Here is a 24,928-nt window from a genome sequence, read left to right as displayed (position 1 = left end):
CCCCTGTGCTGCGTGGTTGAGCGCATTATCCGGACGCACCATGAGGAGTTGAGTGCCCCCAGGGCGCACGCGGATGCAGTGCCGCCGACAGCATCGGAAAAAGAGCCTGCTAGAGTGCGCACCGGGCCGGATGCCCATGTGTTCCTCTTCCCACTCAGCGGATATCCCCATGAGCTCCAGACTGCTGTTCGCATTGTTCTGTGCTGTGTCGATCTCCACGGGCTGCGTCGTCTCCGACAAGCCTCCTCCCGCCCAGCCGGGCGACGTGACCTTGCTCTGGACCTTCGGTGGCTTGCGCTGCGATCAGGCGCGTGACGTGTACGGGGTCAACGTCACCATCCCCGGAGAGGCGCTGGCCAACGACGGCAAGTATGCGTGCAGCACCTCGGGTGTGGACGGCATCACCCTGCATGACTTCGCGCCCGGCTCGTACGCCTTCACCCTGCAGGCGGTGAACTTCCAGAACCAGATCCTCTTCGAGGCCAGCGGCACCTTCATCATCAACGGCAGCAAGACCGTGGTGGTCGACCTGACGCCCACGGGGAATCCCGGCTCGTATGCCTACTTGAGCTGGAGCTTCCCGGGGAACATGAGCTGCGCTCAAGCCGGAGTCTCCACTGTGGAGGTGCTGCTGGATGGCCTGGCCCCGCACAGCGCCCCCTGCACCGCAGGGCAGACCCCGCCAGGTCTGCAGACGCCGTATCTCGCTCCGGGCCTGCACTCGATCGAGCTCATTGCCCGGGCTTCGTCGGGGCAGCCGCTCTACACATACAGGGGAGGGCTCACGACGCGGGCATATGATCCGGTCTCCGCCGACTACTCCTTGGCCGCACTGACCGCCCAGCTGGGCGACGTGACGTTCCTGTGGACGTTCAACGGGCTGCGCTGCGATCAGGCGCGTGACGTGTACGGCGTCAACATCACCATCCCGGGCGAGGTGCTGAGCAACAACGGACGGTACGCGTGTACCAGCTCGGGGGTGGACGGAATTACCCTGCATGACTTCGCGCCTGGCTCGTACAACTTCACCCTGCAGGCGGTGGACTTCCAGAACCAGATCCTCTTCGAGGCCAATGGCTCCTTCACCATCAACGGCGACAAGACGGTGCGCGTGGATCTGGCGCCCGTGGGCAACCCCGCATCGTACGCCTACCTGAACTGGAGCTTCCCGGGCAACGCGAGCTGCGCGCAGGCGGGTGTGGCCTCGGTGGACATCACCCTGGATGACTTGGCGCCGCGCAACTTCGCTTGCAACGTGGGGCAGACGTCCCCGGGCCTGCAGACGCCGAGCCTGTCGCCGGGCTCGCACTTCATCGAGTTCATCGCGCGGGACGCTTCAGGCAAGCCGCTCTACTACTTCAACGGTGAGCTGGTGACGCAGGCGTATAACCCGGTATCGGCTGCCTACAGCCTGTATGCGATTGGCGGGGCCTCCATCTCCTGGAGGTTCACGGACGGCTCGGTGACGTTCGACTGCAACACGTTGGACCCGACGGGCAACCTGCAGGTGGGCATCAACTTCCAGGACACCTCGACGGGCGAGTGGATCTACGGGGCGCTGGGCGACTGGCATCGCTGCGCGGACAAACCCATCGTCTACAGCTACCTGAGGCCTGGCACGTATAAGGTATCCCTGTACGCCAAGACGAGCAGCAACGTGGAGTACCGCTCCACTTCCAACATCGCTCCCATCCAGGTGCAGGCCCACGTCTTTCCGGGCCCGAGCGGTGCCCTGGATGTGATGATGTACCGCCAGTAGCGGGAGACGGTGAAGCGCCCCTCTCCGGTGATGCCCACGACCACCTGGTTCTCGGCAGAGGGCTCTCCTGCCGGTGCCTGGGAGTTCTCGGGGAACTGGAGAAAGTTCTTCTCTTGTGCATGGCAGCCTCCTGGTGCTCAGGGGGCCTTCAGCTCGTCCACACCGAGGCCCATGGTCTTGGCGCCTGAGGTCCGGATGAGCGCCATCACCTTCTGCACCTGGGCACAGGCGAGCGCCTGATCCGCCTTGAGGAGGACCCGGCGTGAGGGCTGGGTGCGCAGTTCCTCCTGCATCCGCTCCTTGAAGTGCTCGGCGTCGGGAGAGAGCTCGCTCTCGACGTAGAGCTTCTCGTCCACCGTCACGGACACGACGAGGGGATCGGTCTCGCCCTTCTCGCTGGAGTGGGACGCTTTGGGGAGTGCGACGGCCTTGCCCCGCTGCATCAGGGGCGTCACCACCATGAAGATGATGAGCAGCACGAGCACCACATCCACGAGCGGGGTGACGTTGATTTCACTCTTCATCCCGCTTCCGCCTGATCCTCCGGTCATTCCCATGTGTTGTCCCTCCTCGCGCGCTCAAGCTACGAGGGTACGGTGGAGCGTTGGCCGGTGCGCGGCCATGTTTCGGTCATGGTTTCGTCATGGCTTCCACCTGGGTCGAGCGGGCCGGAGGTTGCTTCTGTGGAAGCACGGCAGATCCTTCTTGTGCCGTTCGTGGTGACCGTGGATGAGTACCGTCTTCACGTCATGGGTGGACCGCCATTGTGTCGGCCGATGTGCGATCAAGGACTCGGTGACATTTGTTCAGTCGGCAGAGCCCGCCCCTCGTGGGGCGAAGGGCCGCCCTGTCTCGTCTCGTTCGAGCGCTTTCGGCGAAGAGACCCGAGGAGGGGTGTTCCAGAGCGGCATGTGACGTGACACGTCGCTCGTGCTGGACCCGCCCTGTCAGGCCGGGCGCCACGCCCGTGCTCCATGCGGGTGAGTTCGACTCCGGCACAGGTGATGGACCTCCTAGAAACAGTGTTTTCAGGGTTTGTGTACGGACTCGTAGCGCATGTTGCCCACGCTCGCAGCGAGAGATACCTTGCCGCCCATTCCACAACCCAGGGGGGGATGGTGCGATCGCAATGAGCGAGCGGAGGGGACCAGAGCGTGCCCAGAAAGATCGGCGAGGGAGGGCCAAACTACTTCCTCGGTAACGTCAAGCCCCTGGAACCCCGGTCCGCTGCTCTCAGCGAGCCTTCGCCCCCCCTGGATTCGCCCCCTCTTAGCCCCCGTGATCCGAGCTTGAGCTCTTACGACGATCCTTCTCGAGACTTCGCCGGGGTGACTGGAGAGGCGCCTCGGCCCCCGAGCACCGAGAACAAAGGACCCGAGCCGGTGGGGTCTTTTCACGTCAATCCGGGCATCGGGCTTCCCCTAGGCGAGCCGCGCTCCCGGGAGGTCCCCGGGCTCGTGCTCGCTGACTCCGCGGTCGTCGGCGCGCTGGAGGAACTGCCGCCGGCGATGGCGCCACAGAAGCTCAAGGAGGCCATGGCCAAGGTCTCCCCCGATGCGGCCCGGCAGCTGGAGGCCATGGGGAACGTCGGCATCGTTGCCTGCGAGGGCTTCGGTGTCCGGTGGGACGCCCAGGAGCGCAACTTCTACGTCGGGCGTGACGAGCCCGAGGCGAAGGCGGCGGCCCTGCTTGCCATGCGGGTGCTGCTCGCCAGCGCTCAGGCTCCCAAGCCCGTGGCACCGGCGTACCTTCAAGGCGCCAACGAGCCGAAGCTGGGGGAACTCAAGGCCCTCCTGTGCCGCTCTCAGAAGGGGGTGGAGGCCGTGAAGTTCCTGGAGGACCATCCGGAGATCAAGGTGCAGTTCGATTCGCGTAGAGCTTCCAGCTGGTACGGCGAGTCGAACCTGATCATCTTGCACAGCCGGAAGAGCGACTCGGACATGGCGCTCGACCTGCTTCACGAGATCGGCCACGCGCGGGGGTACCCGGGCATGATCCGCGCGGACATCTGGAATGACGGCCAGGATGTCTATGTCGAGCGGTACCTGAGCGAGGAGGCCCACGCGACGGTCGATCGCTACGAGGTGCGGGCCGACCTGCTGAGGCAGAACCTGTCCTCCACCGCGTTCCCCTTGGAGCATGCGGTGGCTCAAGCCAGACAGAAGGCGGGGGAGGAAGCCCTCCGGTCCGGCTTGTCGGAAGAGGAGACGGCGCGTCACGTCTACGACGCCGTGTTTCGCGTGGTCCACCAGGGCTTCAAGGACGGGAAGTTCTTCGTGGGTGGCGTCAGTCCCGAACTGGAAAGGGTTGCGTTCTTTCGCAGGGACAACCTGGGCCGGATCTCCTATCTGGACTATTATCGCGGATGCTGGCAGGCGTACCGGGCGCCCAAGACTTCCCGAGAGGCCTGAGGTGGAGCGCTTCTTCCGCCGCCGGGGCTCTCGACTCACGTGGATGACGCAATCCCATACGTCTGAGAAAGCTTGCCAAGGGCGCGAGCGCCAGACTTCCCCCGAAAAATTACCTCTAGCAGTGCGCGGTGGCGGCAATACGGCCCCGGCGCGATCGGGCTGGCACACAGCGCGGGTAGAAGTCACACACGCGGATCGCCGATACTTCCTCAAGAACGGCTGTGGCGGAAGTTACAGACCTGTAGCGGACACTCACTCGCAAGATCCCTATTGATCATGCTTCAGAACCGGATCCGGCTCCTGCCCCAGAGGGAACAACCCTACCGCTCGCCTGCCCCGACACCGTGTGCAGCCGCACAGACACAGCGCGTCAGGTGTGGAAATTGCGCTTTGCGCAGGCTATGTTACGCAGATGTGCGCTCCGCGTGTGGCGCACTCGGGTGGGAACACGCAGGGCCCGTCGAAGGTCTCTACTCATGAGCTGTGACGCGACGAGGAGTGCTGACCATGGCAGCTAAGGCGGGCGCTTTATTGCCGATTCAGACGGGAAATGGTTCTTCGTCGATCGACTCTCCGGGGAGCGAAGGCAACACCGTCTCCTCGGGAACACGAAGCGTCAACTGGCAGAACGACATCAAACGCCACCCGATTAACAGGATTGATACCTCCGGGCGATACACCCCCCCACCCACCCGAGCTAGCACAGCGGCCTCATCGACTTCCCCTCCGGCGCAGAACTTGGCAAAGCATCAACAAAAAGAACCGCTTCAGGTCGAGCTCAAGAACTCCCAGGCGGGCGCTCAGGACGCTGAATACAGTGCCGAGATCAAGCAGGTGATAGACCGCATCGCCAGAGTGGACAGCGAAGACGCGAAACTGCTGCGAGCGAGTGCCAGATTTATCTTCCTGACCTTCCAGCGGCTCCCCTTTTACGCAGGTCTGGCACAAGCCTCGAGAGACCTTCCCAGATTGCTTTTGCTGGATGTCGCGCGGCCCGAGCGTCCTGACCAGTTTCTGTATTTCGATGAAGGTGATCGGATCTTCGCATTCGAGGCACGGGGAGATCCAAAGAATAAGCAATTTATTCAGGAACTCAACCAGCGGAAGAAGCTAGCACTGGAAGAAGAGCAAGCTGCGTCCTATCTCCAGTTCTTTTTGACGTGCTGTGAGAGCCCAGACCGGTGGTTGATTCAATCTTCAAACGACATCCGATGGGCATCTGATGACAGGGCGGATGAGTCACTGCATGCCAGAAAACAAGCGGTGGAGGCATGGATTCATCCCATCGCAGTTCAAGATCTGGGCGAAGGCTTCCATTGCAAAGCTGTTTTTCAGGATGGCTCTCGCTTGGTGGAGTCAGGCTTTGTGGTGAAGACAGATGGGGAAGTCACAAAGCTTGGAGAACAGATTCTTGTAGAGAATCTTCCTTGAGTTGCGGTTAAAGCCAGCCAGTTGGCCATCCTGTTGAGCTTTGTGTTCGCTGAGCAGTGAGGTGTGCAGCGAGTCACCTGCGCCCTACAACTCCAAGACGGCTTCATCGGCGATGACGAAGAGGCGCTCTCCCTGCTTCCGTTTCATGTCCAGGCCGCCAGTGAAGGCGCTGAAGGCCGGGAGGACACCCACGGCGGGCCCCACGTGGAAGCAGGGCAAGCGCAGCCGATCCGGCCCCGAGGACAGCCGGACCACGGGGTGCAGGTGGCCTGCCCAGATGTAGCGCCCGGTGGAGGGCTCGGGGTGGTGGGCGAAGCGGAAGGGGCCCTCGTCGAGGTGCTCCTCGCATACGTCCAAGCGCCACTCGGGAGGCAACTCCTTCAGGTGCCGGTCGTGGTTGCCTCGGATGAGCACCATCTCCACGTCGTGCCCCGCCCGCCATGTGGCGATGCGCTCGCGGACGGCAGGCGTCACGCCCTTCCGTGAGTGGATGAGATCCCCCACGAGCAGCAGCCGCTGAGCGCCCGTGCTTCGCAGTGCCCGCGAGAGGCGCGCGAGATCATCCTCCAGCACTCCCGCAGGCAGGGGAATGCCGTGCTGCTGGAAGCTCTCGGGCTTGCCCCAGTGCAGGTCCGCCACGGCCAAGAGGCCGCGCTCGGGCCAATAGAGGCCACGCTCGGGGAGGAACTCTACCTCCGCGCCGCTCAGGCGGACCTGGCATCTTCGCGCTGCCATCGCTCCTTGAGGCGCTCTACCCGCTCCAACAGGGACTCATTGGAGAGGCTCGCGCTGATGCGCTCGACGACGAGGGGAAAGCCCAGCGGCGTAGGCCGCCGGACGGGGACCAGCTCCAGAGGAGAGCGCTCCAGGCGCTCCAGGGTGCTCGCGAGCCGGCTCTGCTCGAAGTGCTGCTCCAGCACCTCGCGCCGGGCCTGGACGAGCAGCAGGTTCTCCGGGTCGTACTTCAGGAAGACGTCATAGATGAGCGAGGCGCTCGCCTGGACCTGCCGCGTGGACTTGCGCGCCCCCGGCAGCCCCGGCAGCACCAGCCCCGCCACCCGTGCGATGTCCCGGAACTGACGCTTGGCCAGCTCGCTCAGGTTGACGCTCTCCAGGATGTCCTCCACCAGCCGCTCGCGGGAGAAGAGGGCCGGGCGCAGTGCCTCCTCATAAGGAAAGGCGTCCGAGGTGAGGAACTCGATGCCGTAGTCATTCACCGAGAGGCTGAAGGTGGACTTGCGCAGCCGGGTGAAGCGCAGCGCCAGCAGCGCCGCCAGCCCCTCGTGCACGAGCCGGCCCTCGAAAGGATAGAGGAAGAGGTGGTGGCCCTCGCGCGTCAGGCACGTCTCGGCTAGGCAGGTGTCCGCGGCGGGGATGCGTGAGAGCTTCAGCTGCGCCTCCAGCACCGGCCACGCGGCCGCCAGCTCCTCCATGGAGACATCCCCGTGCCGCGCTGAGTGCAGCGTGCGGCGCACCGCCGCGGCCAGCGAGCCGGACAGGGGAAGGCGGCTGCCATACCAGCGCGGCGTCTGAGATACCTTCCCCTTGGCCGGCTTCACATACGCCGTCATGTCCTTGAAGCGGGAGAACTCCAGGCGCTTGCCCGCGAAGAGGAACGTGTCCCCGGGTCGCAGGCGGCTCACGTAGGACTCCTCCACGGAGCCGATCCGGCCCCCGCTCCAGTAGCGGAGCTGCACCGTGGCGTCCGAGGAGATGGTTCCGATGTTCAGCTTGTGCAGCCGGCCGATACGCGCGTCCGCGATGACGAAGCGGCCCTCGTGCTCCACGACGCGGCGGAACTCGGGATAGGCGCGCAGGGTCGGGCTGCCCTCGCGCACCAGCGCCAGCGTCCACTCGAACTCCTCGTCCGTGAGGTCCTGGTAGCTGGTGGCCTCGCGGACCTCGGCACGCAGGGCCTCGCGGGTGAAGCCGCCGCCCATCGCGCAGGTGACGAGGTGTTGCGCCAGCACATCCAAGGGCTTGCGCAGCGGCAGGCGTGGCTCCACCTCGCCGCGCTGGAGGGCGTCGCGCGCGGCGGCCATCTCCACCAGCTCCAGGGCGTACGTGGGGACGAAGAGCAGGTGGCACGTCTCCCCGGGACGGTGGCCGCTGCGCCCGGCACGCTGCAGAGAGCGGGCGATGCCCTTGGGGCTGCCCACCTGCACCACGCGCTCCACGGGGCCAAAGTCCACGCCCAGATCCAGCGAGGAGGTGCACACCACGATGCGGACGCTGCCGTCCTTCAAGCCCCGCTCCACCCGCTCGCGCTCCTCGCGATCGATGGAGCCGTGATGCAGGGCGATCCATTTCTCCCACTCGGGGCGGGCGAAGCGCAGGCCCTCGTACCAGCGCTCCGCCTGGGAGCGGGTGTTGGTGAAGAGCAGCGTGGAGCGGGCCGGATCCAACCAGGCGCCCACCTTCTCCAGCATCGAGAAGCCCAGGTGGCCCGCCCACGGGAAGCTGTCCACGTTGTCCGGCAGCAGCGTGCTCACCTCGACGGGACGCTCAAGGTCCGCACTCAGGAGCGTGGGCGTGACCTGGGTGCCCACCGCAGCGCGCGCGGCCACGTCCAGGTTGGCGAGCGTGGCCGACAGCGCCCAGGTGCGCACGCCCGGGGCGAAGCGGCGCAGGCGCGCGAGGGCCAGCTCCATCTGCGTGCCGCGCTTGGAGCTGAGCAGCTCGTGCCACTCGTCGACGATGATGGAGCGCAGACCCGCGAACAGCTCCGCGGCGCGTTCGTTGGCGAGCAGCAGCGAGAGGGACTCGGGGGTGGTGATGAGGACCTCGGGCAGCCGGTCACGCTGGCGCTGGCGCACGGAGGAGGACGTGTCCCCAGTCCGGCTCTCCACGGCGACGTCTGCCGAGAGCACCTCCAGCGGAGCCAGCAGGGCCTGCTCGATGTCGCGGGAAACGGCCCGGAGCGGCGTGACATAGAGGACTTGCAGCCCCTTGCGGCCCCCCTCGGCTACGTCGGCCAGGGGGCCGATATAGGCGGCGTAGGTCTTTCCAGCTCCCGTGGGGACATGGATGAGCCCGCTCTCGCCGCGCGAGTAGGCCGCCCAGGCCTGCTCCTGGAAGGGGTAGGGCGTCCAGCCGCGCTGCTGGAACCACCCTCGGAGCTTGTCGAGCGCGGGCCGGGTGTCCGGCGGCCCAGCAGGAGCCGCCGAGGCCGAGGCCTTCTTCTTCGTCCGGGAGGGGCGCCGGGTGCCTCGCTTAATGCTGGGCATGGAGCAGCTCCTGGAGACTCGCGAGGGAATCCGCGTCCTGCGGTTTCTTGTCCGAGCGCCACCGGGCAATGCGCGGGAAGCGCAGCGCGATGCCGGACTTGTGGCGGGGCGAGGCGGCGATGCCCTCGAAGTGCAGCTCGAAGACCTGCTCGGGATCCACGGAGCGCACGGGACCGAACTTCTCGCGCGTGTGGCCGCGGATCCACCGGTCCAGCTTGGAGATCTCCTGATCCGTGAGCCCCGAGTACGCCTTGGCCACGGGCAGCAGCTCCGTGCCGTTCCACACGGCGAAGGTGTAGTCCGTGTAGAGCGAGGACCGGCGCCCATGTCCCGGGTGCGCGTAGAGCAGCACCGCGTCCACGGTGAACGGGTCGATCTTCCACTTCCACCAGTCTCCGCGCTTGCGGCCGTGCTGGTAGGTGGACTCGAGCCGCTTGAGCATGAAGCCCTCGACGTTGCGCTCGCGGGACTCGTGCCGCAGCTGCGCCAGCTCCTCCCAGGAGGCAGCCTCCACCGCGGGTGACACCGTGAAGCCCGGTTTGTCCTTCAGCAGCGCCTCCAGCCGCGCTCGGCGCTCGCGCAAAGGCAGGCCGCGCAGATCCTCACCGCGCTCTTCCAGCAGGTCATAGGCCATGAACGAGGAGGGGGCCTCGGAGAGCACCTTGGCTGTCAGCTTCTGCCGCCCGATGCGCCGCTGAAGCAGACTGAAGGGCAGGGGCCGTCCGTTCTCGTAGGCGAGCACCTCGCCGTCCATCACCGTGCCATCCGGGAGGGACTCGGAGGCCTCGGTGATCTCCGGGAAGCGCTCGGTGATGAGCTCCTCGCCCCGGCTCCAGAGGTAGACGCTGCCCTGGCGGCGGATGAGCTGGCCGCGGATGCCGTCCCACTTCCACTCGATGAGCCAGTCCTTCGGCTCGCCGAGCGACTCCACGGGCTGCTCCAGCGGAGAAGCCAGGTAGAACGGATAGGGCCGGGACGCGTCCCCGTCGGACACATCTGGAGAGAGGAGCTGCTCGAAGAAGGCCCGCGAGGGAGCCCACGTGCCCATGAGGCGGTGAGAGACCGTGGCCGGGGGCAGCTCCGCCACCTGGGCCACGGCGCGCACCACGAGCGTGTCCGAGACGCCCACGCGCAGCTCGCCGGTGAGCATCTTGTTGAGGAGGAACAGCTCGCGGCGCGGGATCACCTTCCACCAGGAGAGCACCTGCTCACGCTGCTCGGCGGGCTCCAAGTCCTTCAGTGGAAGCAGGCGCTGCTCGAGCCACCAGGACAGGGGCATCTCCTCGGGGGCAGCGGGGCGCTCGTACTGGTCGAGCAGCAGGGCGATGACTTCGGCCAGGTCCCCCACCGAGGCGTAGACCTCGGCGAAGAGCCAGTCGGGGAGGCCGGTGAGCTCCTGCGTCCAAGGCACCAGCACCTTCGAGGTGAGGAGCCGCTTCAGGCGCCGGCCCGTGAGGAAGTACAGGGCCCAGGCCGCGTCCTGGGGCGGAGCGTCCCGGAAGTAGCGCGCCATGGCCTCCACCTTGGCGTTGGTGGAGGTGGTGGAGTCGAGCTCGTCGTAGAGGTCCGCGAAGCGCCGCATCTCAGTCCTCCGCCTCGCCTTCGAAGGGGGTGGAGAGGGGCGCGGCATCCAGCCCCTTCTCGCGCAGGTAGTGCGCGAGCGGCTCGCTGTAGCCGTGGGTGACGAGCACACGGCTCGCTTGTGTCTCCTCCACCGTGCGCAGCAGCTCCGGCCAGTCCGCGTGGTCCGAGAGCACGAAGCCGCGATCGAAGCCACGCCGCCGCCGGTTGCCGCGCACGCGCATCCAGCCCGAGGCGAACGCGGTGGCCGCATCTCCAAAGCGGCGCATCCACGTGGAGCCGCCCGCGCTCGGCGGCGCGAGCACCAGCGCACCCGAGAACGAGGCGCCCTTCTCCGTCTCGGAGACGAGCTGCGTGGGCACCATCTTCACGCCGGCCTCGCGGTAGCACGCCACCAGGCCATTCACAGCGCCATGCACGAGCACGGGCCGATCCGTGAGCCGGGCCAGCTCCCCGAGGATGCGCTGGGCCTTGCCGAGCGCGTAGCAGAACAGCACCGAGGACTTCCCCGCCTCGCGGTTGCCGTCCCACCAGCGGAGGATGTCCTCGGCCACGAGCCGCGGATCATCCCACCGGTAGATGGGGAGCCCGAAGGTGGCCTCGGTGATGAGGGTGTCGCAGCGCACCACCTCGAAGGGCGTGCACGTGGGATCCGGCGTCCGCTTGTAGTCGCCGGAGACGATCCACACCTCGCCCTGGTGCTCGATGCGGATCTGCGCGCTGCCGAGCACATGGCCCGCGGGGTGGAAGCTGACGGTGACGTCGCCCACGGTGAGCCGCTCGCCATACTCCAGCGTGGTCAGCTCCACGTCCTGGCCGAGCCGCTTGCGCAACAACCCCTGGCCCGCCCGCGCCGCCAAGTAGCGCTGGCTGCCGCCTCGGGCATGGTCGCCATGAGCGTGCGTAATGAGGGCCCGCTCCACCGGGCGCCAGGGATCGATGTAGAAACCCCCGGGCGGGCAGAAGAGGCCCTGGGGCGTCACGGAGACCAGCGGCGGTCTGTCCTTGAAGGCAGTGGCACCCAAAGTCCCTATCCATTAACGACGCCGTGGGTTGGCGGCCATCGAGGGGAGCACACGGGTTACCTGCTGCCTCGTGGACCAGGCGGGCATCCCAGGCGATAACCCCCCGTTGTTACCGTCGAGTCACCCCCCTCCATGGCGCCCGCTCTCCTGCTCACCCTGCTGCTTGCCCAGCCCAAGATCGTCCTCTACGCCGGGCACGGAGATCCGCACGAGCTGTCCTCCTTCGACGTCTCCACCTGGGAGCCCGGGCACAAGCTCTTCATCGCGGTGGATCAGGTGAGCTTGCGCACGGAGCCCGATGAACAGGCGACGGTGCTGGCCTCGCTGTCGCTGGGCACACCCGTGACGGTGAAGCGGCGCCTGGAGCCCCGGGTGCGGCTCTTGGACCGTGTGGACTCTTGGTACGAGGTGGAGGCGAAGCAAGAAGACGGCCCCCCTGTCACGGGCCTGGTGTTCGGCAACCTCCTTACGCCGCTGCGCGTCGAGGCGGACCTGGATGGGGACGGGGAGAAGGAGCTCGCCACGGTGGCGATGACGGCGGACTTCAAGATCCGGGTGCGGGTGATGGAGCCAGCGCTCCCGCTGAACCAGCGCGTGGCGAGCCTCGACCTGAGGACAGTGGGCGCTACAGGAGGCACCGCCAAGCTCTCCTACGTGGACGCGAGGAAGGCTGGGGTGGCGCTGCTGGTGGTGGAGTCGCTCTCGGAAGCGGACGTCCGCAGCTTCAAGGTCTTCCTCAGCTACGTGGTGCCCGAGCATCAGAAGGACCGGCTTGGCGCGGTGATGGAGTCGCTCTTCCTACATGAGCGGGTGGACCCGCCTGTCGTGGTGCGGCACAAGGTGTCCTTCCAGCGCAAGCAGCGCCGGTTGATCGCCGTGGAGAGCAACAAGGGCGAGCTGAAGCCGGGAAAGACGGTCAAGACACGGCGCGTGTACCAATGGAGGGACGGCGTCTACACCCTGGTTCCCAAGAAGCGTTAGCCCCCCTTTTCAGGGCTCCAGTGGTGGTGGACACTTCACCCATGAACGCACAGGAGAGGAAGGCGGCGTACCGCCAGCGCGCGGAGAAGGGCGAGGCCGTGCCCGTCTCGGTGGAGATTCCCGCGGATCTCGACACGCCGCTGTCGGCGTACCTCAAGCTGGGCGGAGGTCCTCGGGGCTTCATCCTCGAGTCCTGCCATGGGGGTGAGCGCTTCGGGCGCTACAGCCACGTGGGCACTACGCCGACGGGCCGGGTCCGACTGGACCGGAACGGGGCCACGGTGTGGCGGGGTGAGCACCAGGAGCGCCGTGATGGCAAGCCGCTGGAGGTGCTGCGGGCCCTGTGGAAGGAGTGGTCGGTGGCATCGCTGCCGGGCGAGGCGCCGTTCCTGGGCGGGCTGGTGGGCTACCTCGGCTACAACTGTGCCTCGTGGTTCGAGCGCCATGTGCCGGATCGGCATCCGAATGACGTGTCGTTCCCGGACTCTGAGTGGCTGCTGTGCGAGGAGTTCGTCACGCACGACGCTCGGACGCAGACGCTGAAGGCCACGGTGATTGCGCGGCCTTCGATGCACGGGAGCGTGGCGCAGGCGCTGAAGGACGCGGAAACGCGGGCGGAGGCCATGGCCGAGCGCCTGCGGAAGCCGCTGCCGCCCGAGGCCTACCTGCCCGCGCCGAAGATGCGGGGCGAGCCGGAGACGGTGGTTCACTGGGACCGGGCGGGCTACGAGGCGGCGGTGGAGCGGGTGAAGGAGTACATCCGCGCGGGGGACTGCATGCAGGTGGTGCTGGCGCGGCGCTTCGAGTCGCGCGGGGCGCCTCCGCCGCTGAGCCTGTACCGCGCGCTGCGGCGGGTGAACCCCTCGCCGTACCTGTTCCTGGTGGAGCTGGGAGAGGCGCGGGCGCTGGTGGGAGCGTCGCCGGAGCTGCTGGTGCAGGTGCGGGATGGGGATGTGGTGGTGCGGCCCATCGCGGGAACGCGCCGTCGTGGAGCCTCGGAGGCCGAGGACCAGGCGCTGGAGAAGGAGTTGCTGGCGGACGAGAAGGAGCGCGCCGAGCACATGATGCTGGTGGACCTGGGGCGCAACGACGTGGGCCGGGTGGCGGCGCCCGGCTCGGTGCGCGTCGAGGACCTGATGGTCATCGAGCGCTACAGCCACGTGATGCACATCGTCTCGCAGGTTCGCGGGAAGCTGGGCGCGGGGTACGACGCGCTGGACGCGCTGGCGTGCACGTTCCCTGCGGGCACGGTGTCCGGGGCACCCAAGATTCGCGCGATGCAGATCATCGACGAGCTGGAGCCGATGCGGCGCGGACCTTACGCCGGAGCGGTGGGCTACCTGTCGTTCTGCGGCACGCTGGACGTGGCCATTGCGCTGCGGACGTTCTTCGTGGACGGAGACCGGACGATGTGGACGGCGGGAGCGGGGCTGGTGGCGGACTCGGTGCCGAGCCTGGAGGCGGATGAGACGGAGGCCAAAGCGCGGGCCGTGGCTACGGCGCTGAAGCTTGCGCGCGAGGGAGGTGGGCGATGATCCTCGTCATCGACAACTACGATTCTTTCACCTTCAACCTGGTGCAGCTGCTGTACACGCTGGGCGCCGAGGTGAAGGTGGCGCGCAACGATGAGATCGACGGGGCGGGAGTGCAGGCCTCGGGGGCCTCGCACGTGGTGGTGTCGCCGGGGCCGTGCACGCCGTATGAGGCGGGTGTGAGCATGGCGGCCATCCGCGAGGCGAAGGTGCCGGTGTTCGGCGTGTGCCTGGGGCACCAGTCCATCGGCGCGGTGTTCGGGGGCAAGGTGCTCCGCGCGCCCGAGCCCATTCACGGCAAGACTTCGCCGGTGCGGCACACGGGCACGGGGCTCTTCACGGGGATGTCCCAGGGCTTCAAGGCCGGGCGCTACCACTCGCTGGTGGTGGAGGCCTCCTCGCTGCCCGCGGAGCTGGAGGCCACGGCGTGGACGCCGGATGGGCTCATCATGGGCCTGCGGCACCGCGAGCGCCCGGTGGTGGGCGTGCAGTTCCATCCCGAGAGCGTGCTGACGCCCGAGGGCCCCACGCTCGTGAAGAACTTCCTCGAAGGCCGCTACTGAGCCAGCAGGTTCCGACTGTTCGGAACCCAAGGGCCAGGGTACGGGGCTACGCGGGGGGCTGCTCCTTGTGAGAGCGCCAGATGAACGAGTAGACGTCCATCAGGTCGCGAGGCTGGTGCCCCACGGCCACCAGCCGCTCCGACGTCTTCCTCGCCACGTCAAGGAAGCGCTCGTAGTGGGTGCTGGTGACGGGCGCATGCCTGTCTGCCGTGAGGTTCAAGAGGAGCGCCTGCTGCTCGAAGACGGTGGGCTTTACAAAGGTGTGCTGCGCGGGGGCGTACAGCGCCTGCAGCAGCGTGGCCAGGGGCCAGGTGACCTTGCGGCTCTGGCCCGCTGCATCCCAGATGCGGATCGCGTTCGCGAACTTCTCGAAGCGCGGCCCGTGAGCGCCCTCGCCGTGCAGCAGCTCGCCCAGCGCCGCCGCGAACCCGGCCCGGTCCTCCTCTTTCATGGAGGTGAAGGGGATGGAGCCCTCGATGGGAAAGACGAGATTGGTGAAGGCCAGCAGCTTCTTCGAGACCAAGAAGGTCTCCTCCGGCGTGGCGCTCGCCAGCCGCTCGGGCGACAGCTGCTCCTGGGCAAGCTTGATGGCGCCGGTCTTGTACCCCTTCTTGCCCTTGGCCTCAGCGGTTCCTCGCTCCTCAGCGACGAACTTCTCCCCGGCGAAGCCGCCGGGGAAGAAGGTCTCGAACCAGCGCACCTGGGCATCGAAGGATGGGAACGCGGCGAGCAGGGGGCGCGTCGCCTTGGCCTTGGCCTTGGAGGACTTCTTCGTCGCGCCGCCCAGCGGGTGCTTGCCGCGCAGACGGGCCTCCACCGTTCGGGCCTCCTCATCGCTCAGCTGGACGGACTGGAGCCCCTTGACCTGGGTCTTGACGAAGACGCGCCGCCCGCCGTGCTCGAAGAAGAGGACGAGCTTGCCGTCCTTCTCTTCGAGCAAGGCCGCTCGTCCCCAGGCGGGTTGGCTCTCGAGCGTGAAGAGGGTTGGGGTGGCAGTGGCGCGCATGTGTAGGTCTCGCTAGGGTTCAGCCGTCCGCGTTCGCGACGGGCTCGTCGCGGTGGCGCTCTTCGGCAAGGCCCCACAATGGCGGGGGCCCCCCAGGATACGTCAGGAACAGAAAACGTGTTGGCTGACTGTGCGCAGGCAGCAAGGACTGCTGTCGAGCACAACCCGAGGTGTCTCGCAATGAATGCTTTTCTCCGCTGCCTGTGCTGCGTCTGGAGCTTTCTGGCGCTGAGTTCTGCTTGTGCGTCCTCTCGTGAACTCAAGTCCTCGGCAGGGGGGCAGCGCGAGTACGTCCTCAGCGACGACGTGAGTGTTCGGCGCCTGGCGCCGGGCGTGTGGATCCACGTGACGTTGGCCGGTGAGGACTTCGGGCGCTACCCCGCCAACGGACTGATTGTCGAAGACGGTGAGGGCACTCTTCTCGTGGACGCTGGCTGGAACCCGCAGCAAGCCGAGCGTCTGCTCACGTGGGCCCAGAACGAACTGCGCCGCCCCGTACGCGCCGCCGTGGTGACACACTTCCATGAGGACCGCCTGGGAGGCATGAAAGCCCTCTTGGCTCGCGGCCTGCCCGTCTATGGCTTGGACGAGACCGCACGGCTCGCAGGGGCCGCTCAGAAGCAGGTCCCCTCGCGCACCTTCGCCGAGCAGCAAGGCGTAGGGACGCTCGAGCTGTTCTTCCCCGGCCCGGGGCACTCGCGGGACAACATCGTGGTCTGGCACCCGAGCAGTGGCGTTCTGTTCGGAGGCTGCTTCGTGAAAGACGCTTCAGCGAAGGATCTCGGCAATGTGGCGGACGCGGACCTCGCTGCCTGGCCCGCGAGCCTCGACCGCACGCAGGGACAGTTTCCCCAGATGCGCACCGTGGTTCCTGGCCATGGGCTCCCGGGCGGGCCGGAGCTCCTGACGCATACCCAGGAGTTGCTCCGCGCGCAGCCGGTGCCTCGCTGACGAGCCCTCAGGCGAAAGGGCTGCTCAAGTGCGCAGGTGGGTGGTGTCGTTCCAGCTCACGAGCTGCGGCTGGGCTCCATCCCAGCCGAGCACGCTGATGGACGCGGTGCTCAGCGCGAAGAGGCGCCCCTCGGGCGGAGGCAGCCCCAGCCAGCGCGCCGCGAACACCCTCAAGAAGTGCCCATGCGAGAAGAGGAGCACGTTGCCCTGCACCTGCCGCGCCTCTTCGATGACCCTGTCCACCCGGGCGCCGATCTGCTCCACCGTCTCGCCCCCGAGCGGCCCGTGCTTCCAGATGCTCCACTCGGGAGCCTCGGCGCGGATCTCCTTGGAGGTCTTCCCCTCGTAGTCGCCGTAGTCCCACTCCATCAGGTCCGGATTCTCCCGGGCGATGACGCCGTGGTTTGACAGGGCACACGTCTCCGCCGCGCGGCGAAGGGGACTTGTCCAGACCGCCGCGAAACTCCAACAGCGCAAGGGTGCCTCCAGCGCCCGGCCCATCCGCTGCCCATCCTCGAGCAGCGGAATGTCCGTGCGGCCCGTGTGCTGGCCGCTCCGGCTCCAGGCTGTCTCTCCGTGGCGCACCAGGACGATCTGCGGAGAGAGTGGCTTCATCGGTTCTCCTCAGCGCTTGAGGCCGCGCTTGATCTCCGCGCAGAGCTGCTTCGCCGCCGCCGGGCCCTCCGCATGGGCCGTGCGCACCAGGGCGCTGCCCACGACCACTCCGTCCGCGTGAGCGCCAATCACCCGCGCCTGCTCCGCGGTGGAGATGCCGAACCCCGCCACAATCGGTACCTTCGAGGCGCGCCGCACCAGGTCCAGGCGCGAAGACAAGTCCTTCGGCAGCTCCGCCCGCATCCCCGTCACGCCCGACACGGAGACGCAGTACACGAATCCGCGCCCATCCCGGGCAATGGCCTCCGCCCGCGCCGGAGGCGTGGTGGGCGCGCACAGTGGGATGAGCTCTATGCCCGCCGCGTCGAAGGTCCGCCGCAGGCTCTCACTCTCCTCGGGAGGCAGGTCCGGAAGGATCGTCCCAGAGATGCCCCGCTCCCGCGCGAGCTTCGCGTAGCGCTCCTCGCCCATCGCCATGATGATGTTGACGTAGGTCATCACCACCAGCGGCGTCTGGGGGCAGCGCTTGCGCACCGCCGGAACGACTTCGTCCAGCACTCGCTGGAGCGTGGCGCCCGCCTTCAGCGCCCGCTCGGACGCGGCCTGGATGACGGGGCCGTCCGCGATGGGATCGCTGAACGCCACGCCGATCTCCAGGATGTCCGCGCCACCCTCCACCAGCGCGGCGAACACCTCCACCGAGCGCGCCAGGTCCGGATCCCCGGCCATGGCATATGCCACCAGCGCGCCCTCACCTCGTGCCTTGGCCTTCTCGAAGGCCGCTGCCAGCTCGCCGCTCATGCCTTCCTCTCATGGTTCATGGCCGGAATGCCCTTCGCCGCGATGGCCACCACATCCTTGTCGCCACGGCCCGAGCAGTTGATGACCAGGTGCTTGCCCTTGCCCAGCTCGCGCGCCAGCTCCGCCCCGCGCGCGAACGCGTGAGACGTCTCCAGCGCCGGGAGGATGCCCTCCGTGCGCGCCACCTCGTAGAAGGCCCGCAGCGCCTCGTCATCCGTGGCGGTGCGCACGTCCAACCGGCCCTCCTTGGCCAGGTACGCCAGCTCCGGCCCCACGCCCGGGTAGTCCAGGCCTGCGGAGATGGAGTGCGCCTCCTGAATCTGGCCGTTCGCGTCCTGCAGCACCAGCGAGCGCGTGCCGTGGAGCACGCCCTCCGTGCCCAGCGTCAGCGAGGCCCCGTGCTGCCCACTGTTCAGCCCGTGGCCACCCGCCTCGACGCCCACCAGCCGCACATCCTTATCTCCGATGAACGGGTGCAGGATGCCGATGGCGTTCGACCCTCCGCCGATGCACGCCATGATGGCGTCCGGCAGCTTCCCGAAGGCCGCTTTGCTCTGCTCCCGTACCTCGCGGCCGATGACGGACTGAAAGTCCCGGACGATGGTGGGGTAGGGGTGCGGCCCCGCCGCGCTGCCGATGACGTAGTGGGTGTCCTCCACCTGCGCCACCCACGTGCGGATGGCCTCGTTCATCGCGTCCTTCAGCGTCTTCGAGCCCGCCTCCACCGGCCGCACCGTGGCGCCCAGCGCGCGCATGCGGAACACGTTGAGCGACTGGCGCTCCACGTCCAGTGCGCCCATGTACACCTCGCACGGGAAACCGAAGAGCGCGCACGCGGTGGCCGTGGCCACGCCGTGCTGGCCCGCGCCCGTCTCCGCGATGATGCGCTTCTTGCCCATGCGCCTGGCCAGCAGCACCTGGCCAATCGTGTTGTTGATCTTGTGCGCGCCCGTGTGCGCCAGGTCCTCGCGCTTGAGCCACACGTGCGCGCCGCCCCACGACTCCGTCAGCCGGCGCGCGGGCGTCAGCGGCGTCTCGCGGCCCACGAACTCCTTCAGCACCCGTGCCACCTCGGCGCCGAAGGCCGGGTCCGCGAGTGCCGCCGCGTACGCCGACTCCAGCTCCAGTAGCGCCGGGACCAGCGTCTCCGGCACGTAGCGGCCGCCGTAGCGCCCGAAGCGCCCGGTGGAGGTCTCCATGCTCATGTGTGTCGCTCCCACAGGTTCACTGTCTTGGCCGAGCGGATGAAGGTCCGCACCGCCTCGAGATCCTTGATACCGGGGCTCGTCTCCACCCCGCTCGCCACGTCCACCCCGTAAGGCCTCGTGGCGCGCACTGCCTGCGCCACGTTCCCCGGCGTCAGTCCGCCCGCCACCAGCACGGGCACGCCCACGTCCACCAGCTGCGCCACCAGCGACCAGTCGAAGGTGACGCCGCCTCCGCCGTACCCCGGCGCCGCGCCGTCCAGCAGCAGCGTCGCCACGTCGCCCACGCCCATGTACTGGCGCGCCCGCTCCACGTCCTCGGGCCCGCGCACGCGCAGCGCCTTGATGACTGGGACGCCAAAGCCAGCGCAGGCCTCGGGCGGCTCGTCGCCGTGGAGCTGCACCGCCGTGAGCCCGCAGTCGCGCACCCGGGCCCGGATGACGTCCGGGGACTCGTTGACGAAGACGCCCACCACCGCGCCCAGCGCGGGCCGCGTGCGCGCCAGCGCCGCCGCCACCTCCGGCTGCACGAAGCGCGGAGAGCGCGGATAGAAGTTCAGCCCCAGCGCGTCCGCACCGGCCGCCCACACCGCCCGCGCATCCTCCACGCGCGTCACCCCGCAGATCTTCACGTGGACGCTCACGCCGGCCCGTCCTTCGCGGCCAGCAGCCGCGCCAGCGCCTCGCCCGGATTCGCGTCGCGCAGCAGGGACTCACCCACCAGCACCGCGTCCGCTCCCGCTGCCCGCGCCGCCGCGAAGTCCGCCGAGGTCTTCAGGCCGCTCTCGGCCACCAGCACCCGGGCCCGCGAGCGCAGATGCGGCATCACCCGCAGCGCCGTGTGCACGTCCGTGCGCAGCGTGGCCAGGTCCCGGTTGTTGATGCCCACCAGCTCCGCTCCGGCCGCCAGCGCCCGCTCGGCGTGCTCCTCGGTGTGGGCCTCGACCAGCGCGGCGATGCCACAGGCCTTCGCGGTCGCGATCATCTCCTGCATCATCCCGTCCCGCAGCGCGTCGGCGATCAGCAGCACCGCGTCCGCCCCGAGCGCCGCGCTCTCCTCCACCTCTTGAGGCGCCACCAGGAAGTCCTTGCGGAGCACGGGCAGCGAGATCGCCGCGCGCACCTGCTCCAGGTCCGCGAGGCTGCCGCCGAAGTCCACGTCATCCGTGAGGATGCTGATGGCGCTCGCGCCGCCGGCCTCGTAGCCCTTGGCCACCTGGACCAGGTCCTGATGCGGGAAGAGCCCACCCGAGGGACTGCGGCGCTTCACCTCGGCGATGACGTTCACCCCCGCGCCGGGCTTGCGCTGGAGCAGGGCCGCTGTGAAGTCCCGGGCCGGTGGGCGCTGCCTCGGTGGGAAGGGCGCACGCGCGGCAAGCTGCCGGCGCTTGCGGTCGAAGATGTCCGCGAGGAGGTTCATTCAGGGCTCTCCGATGTCTGGGCTCCGCGGCGGAGCCCCGAGTGGCAGCGGCGGCTGAGGAGACACACCCTCACCCTAGCCGCCTCTCCGGCAGAAAGCGGGGACTTTCCGCGGAGCCACCGCTCACGAGGCCGCCCCTTGAAGGAGCGCCGCCAGCTTGCGTGCCGCAGCCCCCGAGTCGATGGCCTCGGACGCCCGCTTCACACCTTCACGCAGGTTCGCCACCAAGCCCACCACCACCAGCGCCGCCGCCGCGTTGAGCAGCACCGCTGTGCGGACTCCCGAGCGCTCGCCCTCCAGCAGGGACTTCAGCAGCCGGGAGTTGTGCTCCGCGTCGCCCCCGGCGATGGCCTCCCGAGGCACCCGCTCCAGCCCCGCGTCCTCCGGAGTGACGATGAACGTGTGCACCGTGCCGTCCTCGCGCAGCTCCGCCACATGGGTGGGGGCGCACGGTGTGACTTCGTCCAGCCCGTCCTGCCCGTGCACCACCCACGCGCGCTTGCTGCCGAGCCGCCCCAGCACCCGCGCCGTCTGCTCCAGCCGCTCTCCGGCGAAGGTGCCCAGCAACTGGTAGCGCGCCCCCGCCGGGTTCGTCAGCGGTCCCAGCAGGTTGAAGAAGCTGTAGAACCCCATCTCCCGCCGCGCCTGCGCCACGTGCTTCAGGGCGCTGTGGTGCGACGGCGCGAAGAGGAAGCCCACGCCGTGCTCATCGATGTCCCGCGACACGGCCTCGTGCGAGCGCTCCATCGGCAGCCCGAGCGCCGCCAGCACGTCCGCGCTGCCGCAGCGGCTGGAGACGGCGCGGTTGCCGTGCTTGGCCACCGTCGCTCCCGCCCCCGCGGCCACGAACGCCACCGCCGTGGAGATGTTGAACGTGTGCGCCCCGTCGCCGCCGGTGCCACACGTGTCCAGCACCACCTGGGCCTTGGGCGACAGCTTCGCCGCCCGCGTCTGCAAGGCCTCGGCCGCGCCGAGCAGCTCGTCCTCCGTCTCGCCCTTCATCCGCAAGGCCGCCGCCAGCGCGCCCACCTGCGCCGCCGTCACCTCGCCCGTGAGCATCAGCCCCATGATGGTGGCCATCTCCTCGCGGGTGAGATCGCGCCGGCTCAGCACCTTGCCCAGCGCTTCCTTGAGCGTCATGGCCCGTTACCCCAGCCTCGCCACGTCACGGCCCAGCGCCCCGGCGATGGCGCGCACCTCGCTCATCGCCTTGTCGAACTCGGAGAACTCCAGCGACTGGTGCCCGTCCGACAGCGCCCGCGGCGGATCCGGGTGCACCTCGACGATGAGGCCGTCCGCGCCCACGGCGATGGCCGCGCGCATCATCGCCGGCACCGCCTTGCGCACGCCGATGCCGTGAGACGGATCCACCCACACCGGCAGGTGGCTCAACGACTTGAGCATTGGCACCGCGTTCAGGTCGAGCGTGTTGCGCGTCATCGTCTCGAAGGTGCGGATGCCGCGCTCACAGAGGATGACCCGGGTGTTGCCCTTGGCAACGATGTACTCGGCCGCCATCAGCAGCTCCTTGATGGTGGCGCTCAGGCCGCGCTTGAGCAGCACCGGCTTGCGCGTCTCGCCTACTGCCTCCAGCAGCGAGAAATTCTGCATGTTGCGCGCGCCCACCTGGAGGATGTCCGCGACCTCGGCCACCTGCGGCAGCGTCGCCGTGTCCTTCACCTCGGTGACGACCAGCAGGCCCGTCTCCTTGCGCGCCTCGGCCAGCAGCGACAGGCCGTCGTTCTTCAGGCCCTGAAACTCGTAGGGGCTGGTGCGCGGCTTGAACGCGCCGCCGCGCAGCATGGTGGCGCCCGACTTCTTCACCGCCTGCGCCGTGCCGACGATCTGCTCACGCGTCTCCACCGAGCATGGACCCGCCATGACGTGGATCGCGTTGCCGCCCAGATGGAGGTTGCCCACCTGCATCACGGTGTCCTCGGGCTTCACCTCGCGGCTGACCAGCTTGAAGGGCTGAGAGATGGGGATCGCGTCCGCCACGCCCGGCAGCACCCGGAAGGGCTCGGCCTCCACTGCGCCCTTGTTGCCCGTGATGCCGATCGCCGTGCGCGTGCCACCCGGGATCGCGTTCGGCTGCCAGCCCCGGCGGCGGATCTCCTCGTTGACCCGCTCGATGTCCTGGGACGTCGCATCCGGCTTCATCACGATCAACATGGGGCACCTGTCTCCAAGCTGTGATCCGCTGGGGAAAACCCGCGGTGAGGGCAAAACCACCGCGAAGCCCGTGCGGAAGAGGCTGGCCCGTCCGCTCGAACGCTCACGGTGGAGCCAGAGTGTCCCTTGTGCCCCCGAGCCAAATCAAGCGACGCTGAATGCTTCTTTCGTCGCTGCACTGAGGCCGGGAGGTCAGGAAAGCCGTGGCCGAGTTGCGTGCTCCTTCGGGTGGGTGAGCCGCCCACCTGCCATGTCGACGGTAGGAGGAATGGTCGGAGGTTGAAGTAGCATCCGAGCCCACTCATGAGTGAAGACGACAAGACGTATTTGTCCGGTGAGCAAGCGGCCGCGAGCAAGCCCACGGGCCCACTGGAGATACGGCCCGGCACGGTGCTGAAGGGCACGTACCGCATCGAGGCCGAGCTGGGCAGCGGCGGCATGGGCACGGTCTTTCGTGCCACGCATATCGGGCTCGACAAGACGATGGCGGTGAAGGTCCTGGCGCGCCGCGCCATCTCCACGCCGGACAGCCTGGCGCGCTTCGAGCGCGAGGCGAAGGTCGCCGGCAAGGTGAGCCACCCGGCGATGACGGACGTCATCGACTTCGGCGTGGAGCAGGGCACCCCGTACATCGTCATGGAGTACGTGAGCGGGGTGGAGCTGGCGGACCTCATCGAGCGCGGGGGGCCCATGTCTCCGCGGCGGGCCGTGGCGGTGATGCGGCAGATCGTCTCGCTGCTGCGCGCGGCGCACGCGCTGGGCATCGTCCACCGCGACCTCAAGCCGGCCAACGTCAAGGTCCTCCAGGAGACGCCCGAGGACAGTCAGATCTTCGTGAAGGTGCTCGACTTCGGCGTGGCGAAGGTGGTGGGAGACATCTCCGGCCAGCTCACCAGCGAGGGCATGCTCGTGGGCACGCCCGCGTACATGGCGCCCGAGCAGATCACCGGGCATCCCATCGACGGGCGCACGGACCTGTACTCCGCGGGTCTCATGTTCCACGAGATGCTCAGCGGCGTGCGAGCGTTCAAGGGAGAGACGATCGCTCGCATTCTCCATGCACAGATGAATGACCCGCCGCCGGCGCTCACGGTGCCGGTGCCGGACATCGTCCGTCAGACGCTGCAGAAGTTCTGTGAGAAGCGCCCGGAGGATCGCTTCCAGGATGCGGGCGAGGCGGATCGCGCGCTCATGGCCTGTGAGGACGTGCTGCGGCCGCCGTCGGTGAACCTGGCCGCGAACGCCGTGCTGCCCACTCCGTCCGAGCAGGACACCGGTGGCAAGACGATCACCTACCAACCGAAGAAGACCGAGGGGGCGGGGACCTCCGGCGTGGCCGAGCCGCAGTCCGCCGAGCGCAAGCCTTCCTCGGGCGTGTCTGTCTCACCTTCACTGGTGACGGAGGGGACGCTGATTCGGGAGGAGCCTGCCCCCGTTTCCACGCCGGGGCCGGCCTCTGTTTCCGCGCCGGTGGCCACTCCACCCGTTCCGGCTCCAGTTCGTACTCCTGCGCCTCCCCCGATGGTCGAGCCGCGGAAGGCGTCGGGGTCCAACAAGGCCTTGCCGTTGCTGGGCGTGGCGGTCCTGCTCGTGTTGGTGGGAGTCGCGGGAGGGGTTTGGGCGTGGAAGAGCGGACGGTTGTTTGGAGGAGCGGTGGCGGAGCCTGCGAAGGATCTAGCTCCGTCCACGCAGACAGGCTCCCCCGTGGCCACGGGGCCAGGAACCCCGTCCGAGCCTGTGGCAGAGCAGGGGACAGCACCCACGGAGCCGGAGCCGCAGAACGGTACGTCGCCCACGGAGCCCGGTACGGAGGCAAATCCTCCCGTGGCGGAGGCGGAAGGGGCGCAGGGCAGTGAGCCATCCACCGAGGACAACACTCCGGAGGAAGGGAGCCCTGGCGAGACTCAGAACCCCGAGCAGACGCCTCCGCCCGAGGAGGACCAGTTGGCCCCGGGCTGTTACACCGTCGTGGTGGCCTTCGAGTCGAGCCGAGGCCCCACGGGCGCGTTCGGGCCCTGGGAGGCTGTGTCCGAGGACTCCCGGGCGCCTGTGAACTGTGACGCCGTGCCGAAGGGGCGTGGCACTCCCCCCGAGGGAGTCTTCGACCACTGGCCGGACTCGCCCTCGGAGCAGGTGCTCTACACCTACAGGCCGCTCTCCTTTCAGCCCCAGAAGAAGGGCGCGCCGAACACCCGGCGCACGGTGGTGAGGGTCCACACGCGGGTCTCCGGAGGGGCTCCCTGAGGGA

21 protein-coding genes are annotated in these 24,928 nt (G+C 68.1%); 8 read left to right on the top strand and 13 right to left on the bottom strand.

What is annotated here, in order from left to right:
* The first annotated feature begins 169 nt into the window (after positions 1–169).
* Complete coding sequence (locus DB31_RS50805; protein ID WP_240486975.1) at positions 170–1,759, top strand: hypothetical protein; 1,590 nt, start codon at positions 170–172, stop codon at positions 1,757–1,759.
* A 137-nt stretch (positions 1,760–1,896) separates the two neighbouring features.
* On the opposite strand, the gene DB31_RS31585 is transcribed toward DB31_RS50805, so the two are convergent.
* Positions 1,897–2,283, bottom strand: coding sequence for a biopolymer transporter ExbD (locus DB31_RS31585; RefSeq protein ID WP_420806730.1), 387 nt, complete (start codon positions 2,281–2,283; stop codon positions 1,897–1,899).
* 933 nt (positions 2,284–3,216) lie between these two features.
* Between DB31_RS31585 and DB31_RS31580 the strand changes: the two genes are divergently transcribed.
* Positions 3,217–4,170 carry a hypothetical protein gene (locus DB31_RS31580; RefSeq protein ID WP_044194435.1) on the top strand — a complete coding sequence of 318 codons (954 nt, stop codon included), beginning with the start codon at positions 3,217–3,219 and terminating at the stop codon, positions 4,168–4,170.
* 507 nt (positions 4,171–4,677) lie between these two features.
* Positions 4,678–5,601: a hypothetical protein gene (locus tag DB31_RS49205; RefSeq protein ID WP_157232267.1), complete on the top strand. Its 924-nt coding sequence runs from the start codon at positions 4,678–4,680 to the stop codon at positions 5,599–5,601.
* Positions 5,602–5,685: 84 nt separating this feature from the next.
* On the opposite strand, the gene pdeM is transcribed toward DB31_RS49205, so the two are convergent.
* Genes pdeM through DB31_RS31555 form a run of 4 tightly spaced genes read right to left on the bottom strand, consistent with a single transcriptional unit; the run spans position 5,686 to position 11,434 of the window.
* Positions 5,686–6,336: a ligase-associated DNA damage response endonuclease PdeM gene (gene pdeM / locus DB31_RS31570; RefSeq protein WP_205628604.1), complete on the bottom strand. Its 651-nt coding sequence runs from the start codon at positions 6,334–6,336 to the stop codon at positions 5,686–5,688.
* Positions 6,306–8,828, bottom strand: coding sequence for a ligase-associated DNA damage response DEXH box helicase (locus tag DB31_RS31565; RefSeq protein ID WP_044194430.1), 2,523 nt, complete (start codon positions 8,826–8,828; stop codon positions 6,306–6,308). Before DB31_RS31565 ends, pdeM begins: the two co-directional genes overlap by 31 nt.
* A complete protein-coding gene (locus DB31_RS31560) occupies positions 8,815–10,410 on the bottom strand; it encodes an ATP-dependent DNA ligase (protein ID WP_044194429.1) in 1,596 nt (531 codons plus the stop codon). Before DB31_RS31560 ends, DB31_RS31565 begins: the two co-directional genes overlap by 14 nt.
* Before the next feature lies 1 nt (position 10,411).
* On the bottom strand, positions 10,412–11,434 hold the full coding sequence (locus tag DB31_RS31555; RefSeq protein WP_205628603.1) for a ligase-associated DNA damage response exonuclease: 1,023 nt from the start codon (positions 11,432–11,434) through the stop codon (positions 10,412–10,414).
* Between the two features lie 132 nt (positions 11,435–11,566).
* Here DB31_RS31555 and DB31_RS31550 point away from each other — a divergent pair, with 132 nt between their 5' ends.
* The 3 genes from DB31_RS31550 to DB31_RS31540 are packed head-to-tail and all read left to right on the top strand — an operon-like array spanning position 11,567 to position 14,510.
* Positions 11,567–12,415, top strand: coding sequence for an SH3 domain-containing protein (locus DB31_RS31550; RefSeq protein ID WP_052420399.1), 849 nt, complete (start codon positions 11,567–11,569; stop codon positions 12,413–12,415).
* A gap of 41 nt (positions 12,416–12,456) precedes the next feature.
* Positions 12,457–13,950, top strand: a complete 1,494-nt coding sequence (locus DB31_RS31545; protein ID WP_044194427.1) for an anthranilate synthase component I family protein — start codon at positions 12,457–12,459, stop codon at positions 13,948–13,950.
* Complete coding sequence (locus tag DB31_RS31540; RefSeq protein WP_044194426.1) at positions 13,947–14,510, top strand: anthranilate synthase component II; 564 nt, start codon at positions 13,947–13,949, stop codon at positions 14,508–14,510. Before DB31_RS31545 ends, DB31_RS31540 begins: the two co-directional genes overlap by 4 nt.
* Before the next feature lie 46 nt (positions 14,511–14,556).
* Here DB31_RS31540 and DB31_RS31535 read toward each other — a convergent pair whose 3' ends face one another.
* Positions 14,557–15,516 carry a hypothetical protein gene (locus tag DB31_RS31535; protein ID WP_044194420.1) on the bottom strand — a complete coding sequence of 320 codons (960 nt, stop codon included), beginning with the start codon at positions 15,514–15,516 and terminating at the stop codon, positions 14,557–14,559.
* A gap of 180 nt (positions 15,517–15,696) precedes the next feature.
* Here DB31_RS31535 and bla point away from each other — a divergent pair, with 180 nt between their 5' ends.
* Positions 15,697–16,467, top strand: coding sequence for a subclass B1 metallo-beta-lactamase (bla, locus tag DB31_RS31530; RefSeq protein ID WP_075306316.1), 771 nt, complete (start codon positions 15,697–15,699; stop codon positions 16,465–16,467).
* A gap of 24 nt (positions 16,468–16,491) precedes the next feature.
* Here the strand turns inward: bla and DB31_RS31525 are convergent, their stop codons facing one another.
* The 7 genes from DB31_RS31525 to aroF form a co-directional block, all read right to left on the bottom strand.
* Positions 16,492–17,082: a histidine phosphatase family protein gene (locus tag DB31_RS31525; RefSeq protein WP_044194417.1), complete on the bottom strand. Its 591-nt coding sequence runs from the start codon at positions 17,080–17,082 to the stop codon at positions 16,492–16,494.
* Positions 17,083–17,091: 9 nt separating this feature from the next.
* Positions 17,092–17,883, bottom strand: a complete 792-nt coding sequence (trpA, locus tag DB31_RS31520) for a tryptophan synthase subunit alpha (RefSeq protein WP_044194413.1) — start codon at positions 17,881–17,883, stop codon at positions 17,092–17,094.
* A complete protein-coding gene (gene trpB, locus DB31_RS31515) occupies positions 17,880–19,088 on the bottom strand; it encodes a tryptophan synthase subunit beta (protein ID WP_044194410.1) in 1,209 nt (402 codons plus the stop codon). The genes trpA and trpB overlap by 4 nt, the downstream gene beginning before the upstream one ends.
* Positions 19,085–19,732 carry a phosphoribosylanthranilate isomerase gene (locus DB31_RS31510; protein WP_044194404.1) on the bottom strand — a complete coding sequence of 216 codons (648 nt, stop codon included), beginning with the start codon at positions 19,730–19,732 and terminating at the stop codon, positions 19,085–19,087. Before DB31_RS31510 ends, trpB begins: the two co-directional genes overlap by 4 nt.
* Positions 19,729–20,508, bottom strand: a complete 780-nt coding sequence (locus DB31_RS31505) for an indole-3-glycerol phosphate synthase TrpC (protein WP_044194401.1) — start codon at positions 20,506–20,508, stop codon at positions 19,729–19,731. Before DB31_RS31505 ends, DB31_RS31510 begins: the two co-directional genes overlap by 4 nt.
* Positions 20,509–20,631: 123 nt before the next feature.
* Entirely contained in the window at positions 20,632–21,648 is a 1,017-nt protein-coding gene (trpD, locus tag DB31_RS31500) for an anthranilate phosphoribosyltransferase (protein ID WP_044194399.1), read from the bottom strand.
* 6 nt (positions 21,649–21,654) lie between these two features.
* Positions 21,655–22,680, bottom strand: coding sequence for a 3-deoxy-7-phosphoheptulonate synthase (gene aroF / locus DB31_RS31495; protein ID WP_044194396.1), 1,026 nt, complete (start codon positions 22,678–22,680; stop codon positions 21,655–21,657).
* A 303-nt stretch (positions 22,681–22,983) separates the two neighbouring features.
* On the opposite strand from aroF, the gene DB31_RS45375 reads away from it, so the two are divergent.
* Entirely contained in the window at positions 22,984–24,924 is a 1,941-nt protein-coding gene (locus tag DB31_RS45375) for a protein kinase domain-containing protein (protein ID WP_052420398.1), read from the top strand.
* The last annotated feature ends 4 nt before the right edge of the window (positions 24,925–24,928 follow it).

Origin of the sequence: Hyalangium minutum, assembly GCF_000737315.1 — a bacterium.
Lineage (GTDB): Bacteria > Myxococcota > Myxococcia > Myxococcales > Myxococcaceae > Hyalangium > Hyalangium minutum.
Note: the sequence above shows the minus strand (reverse complement) of the source record. Positions and strands in the feature narration are given on the sequence as shown.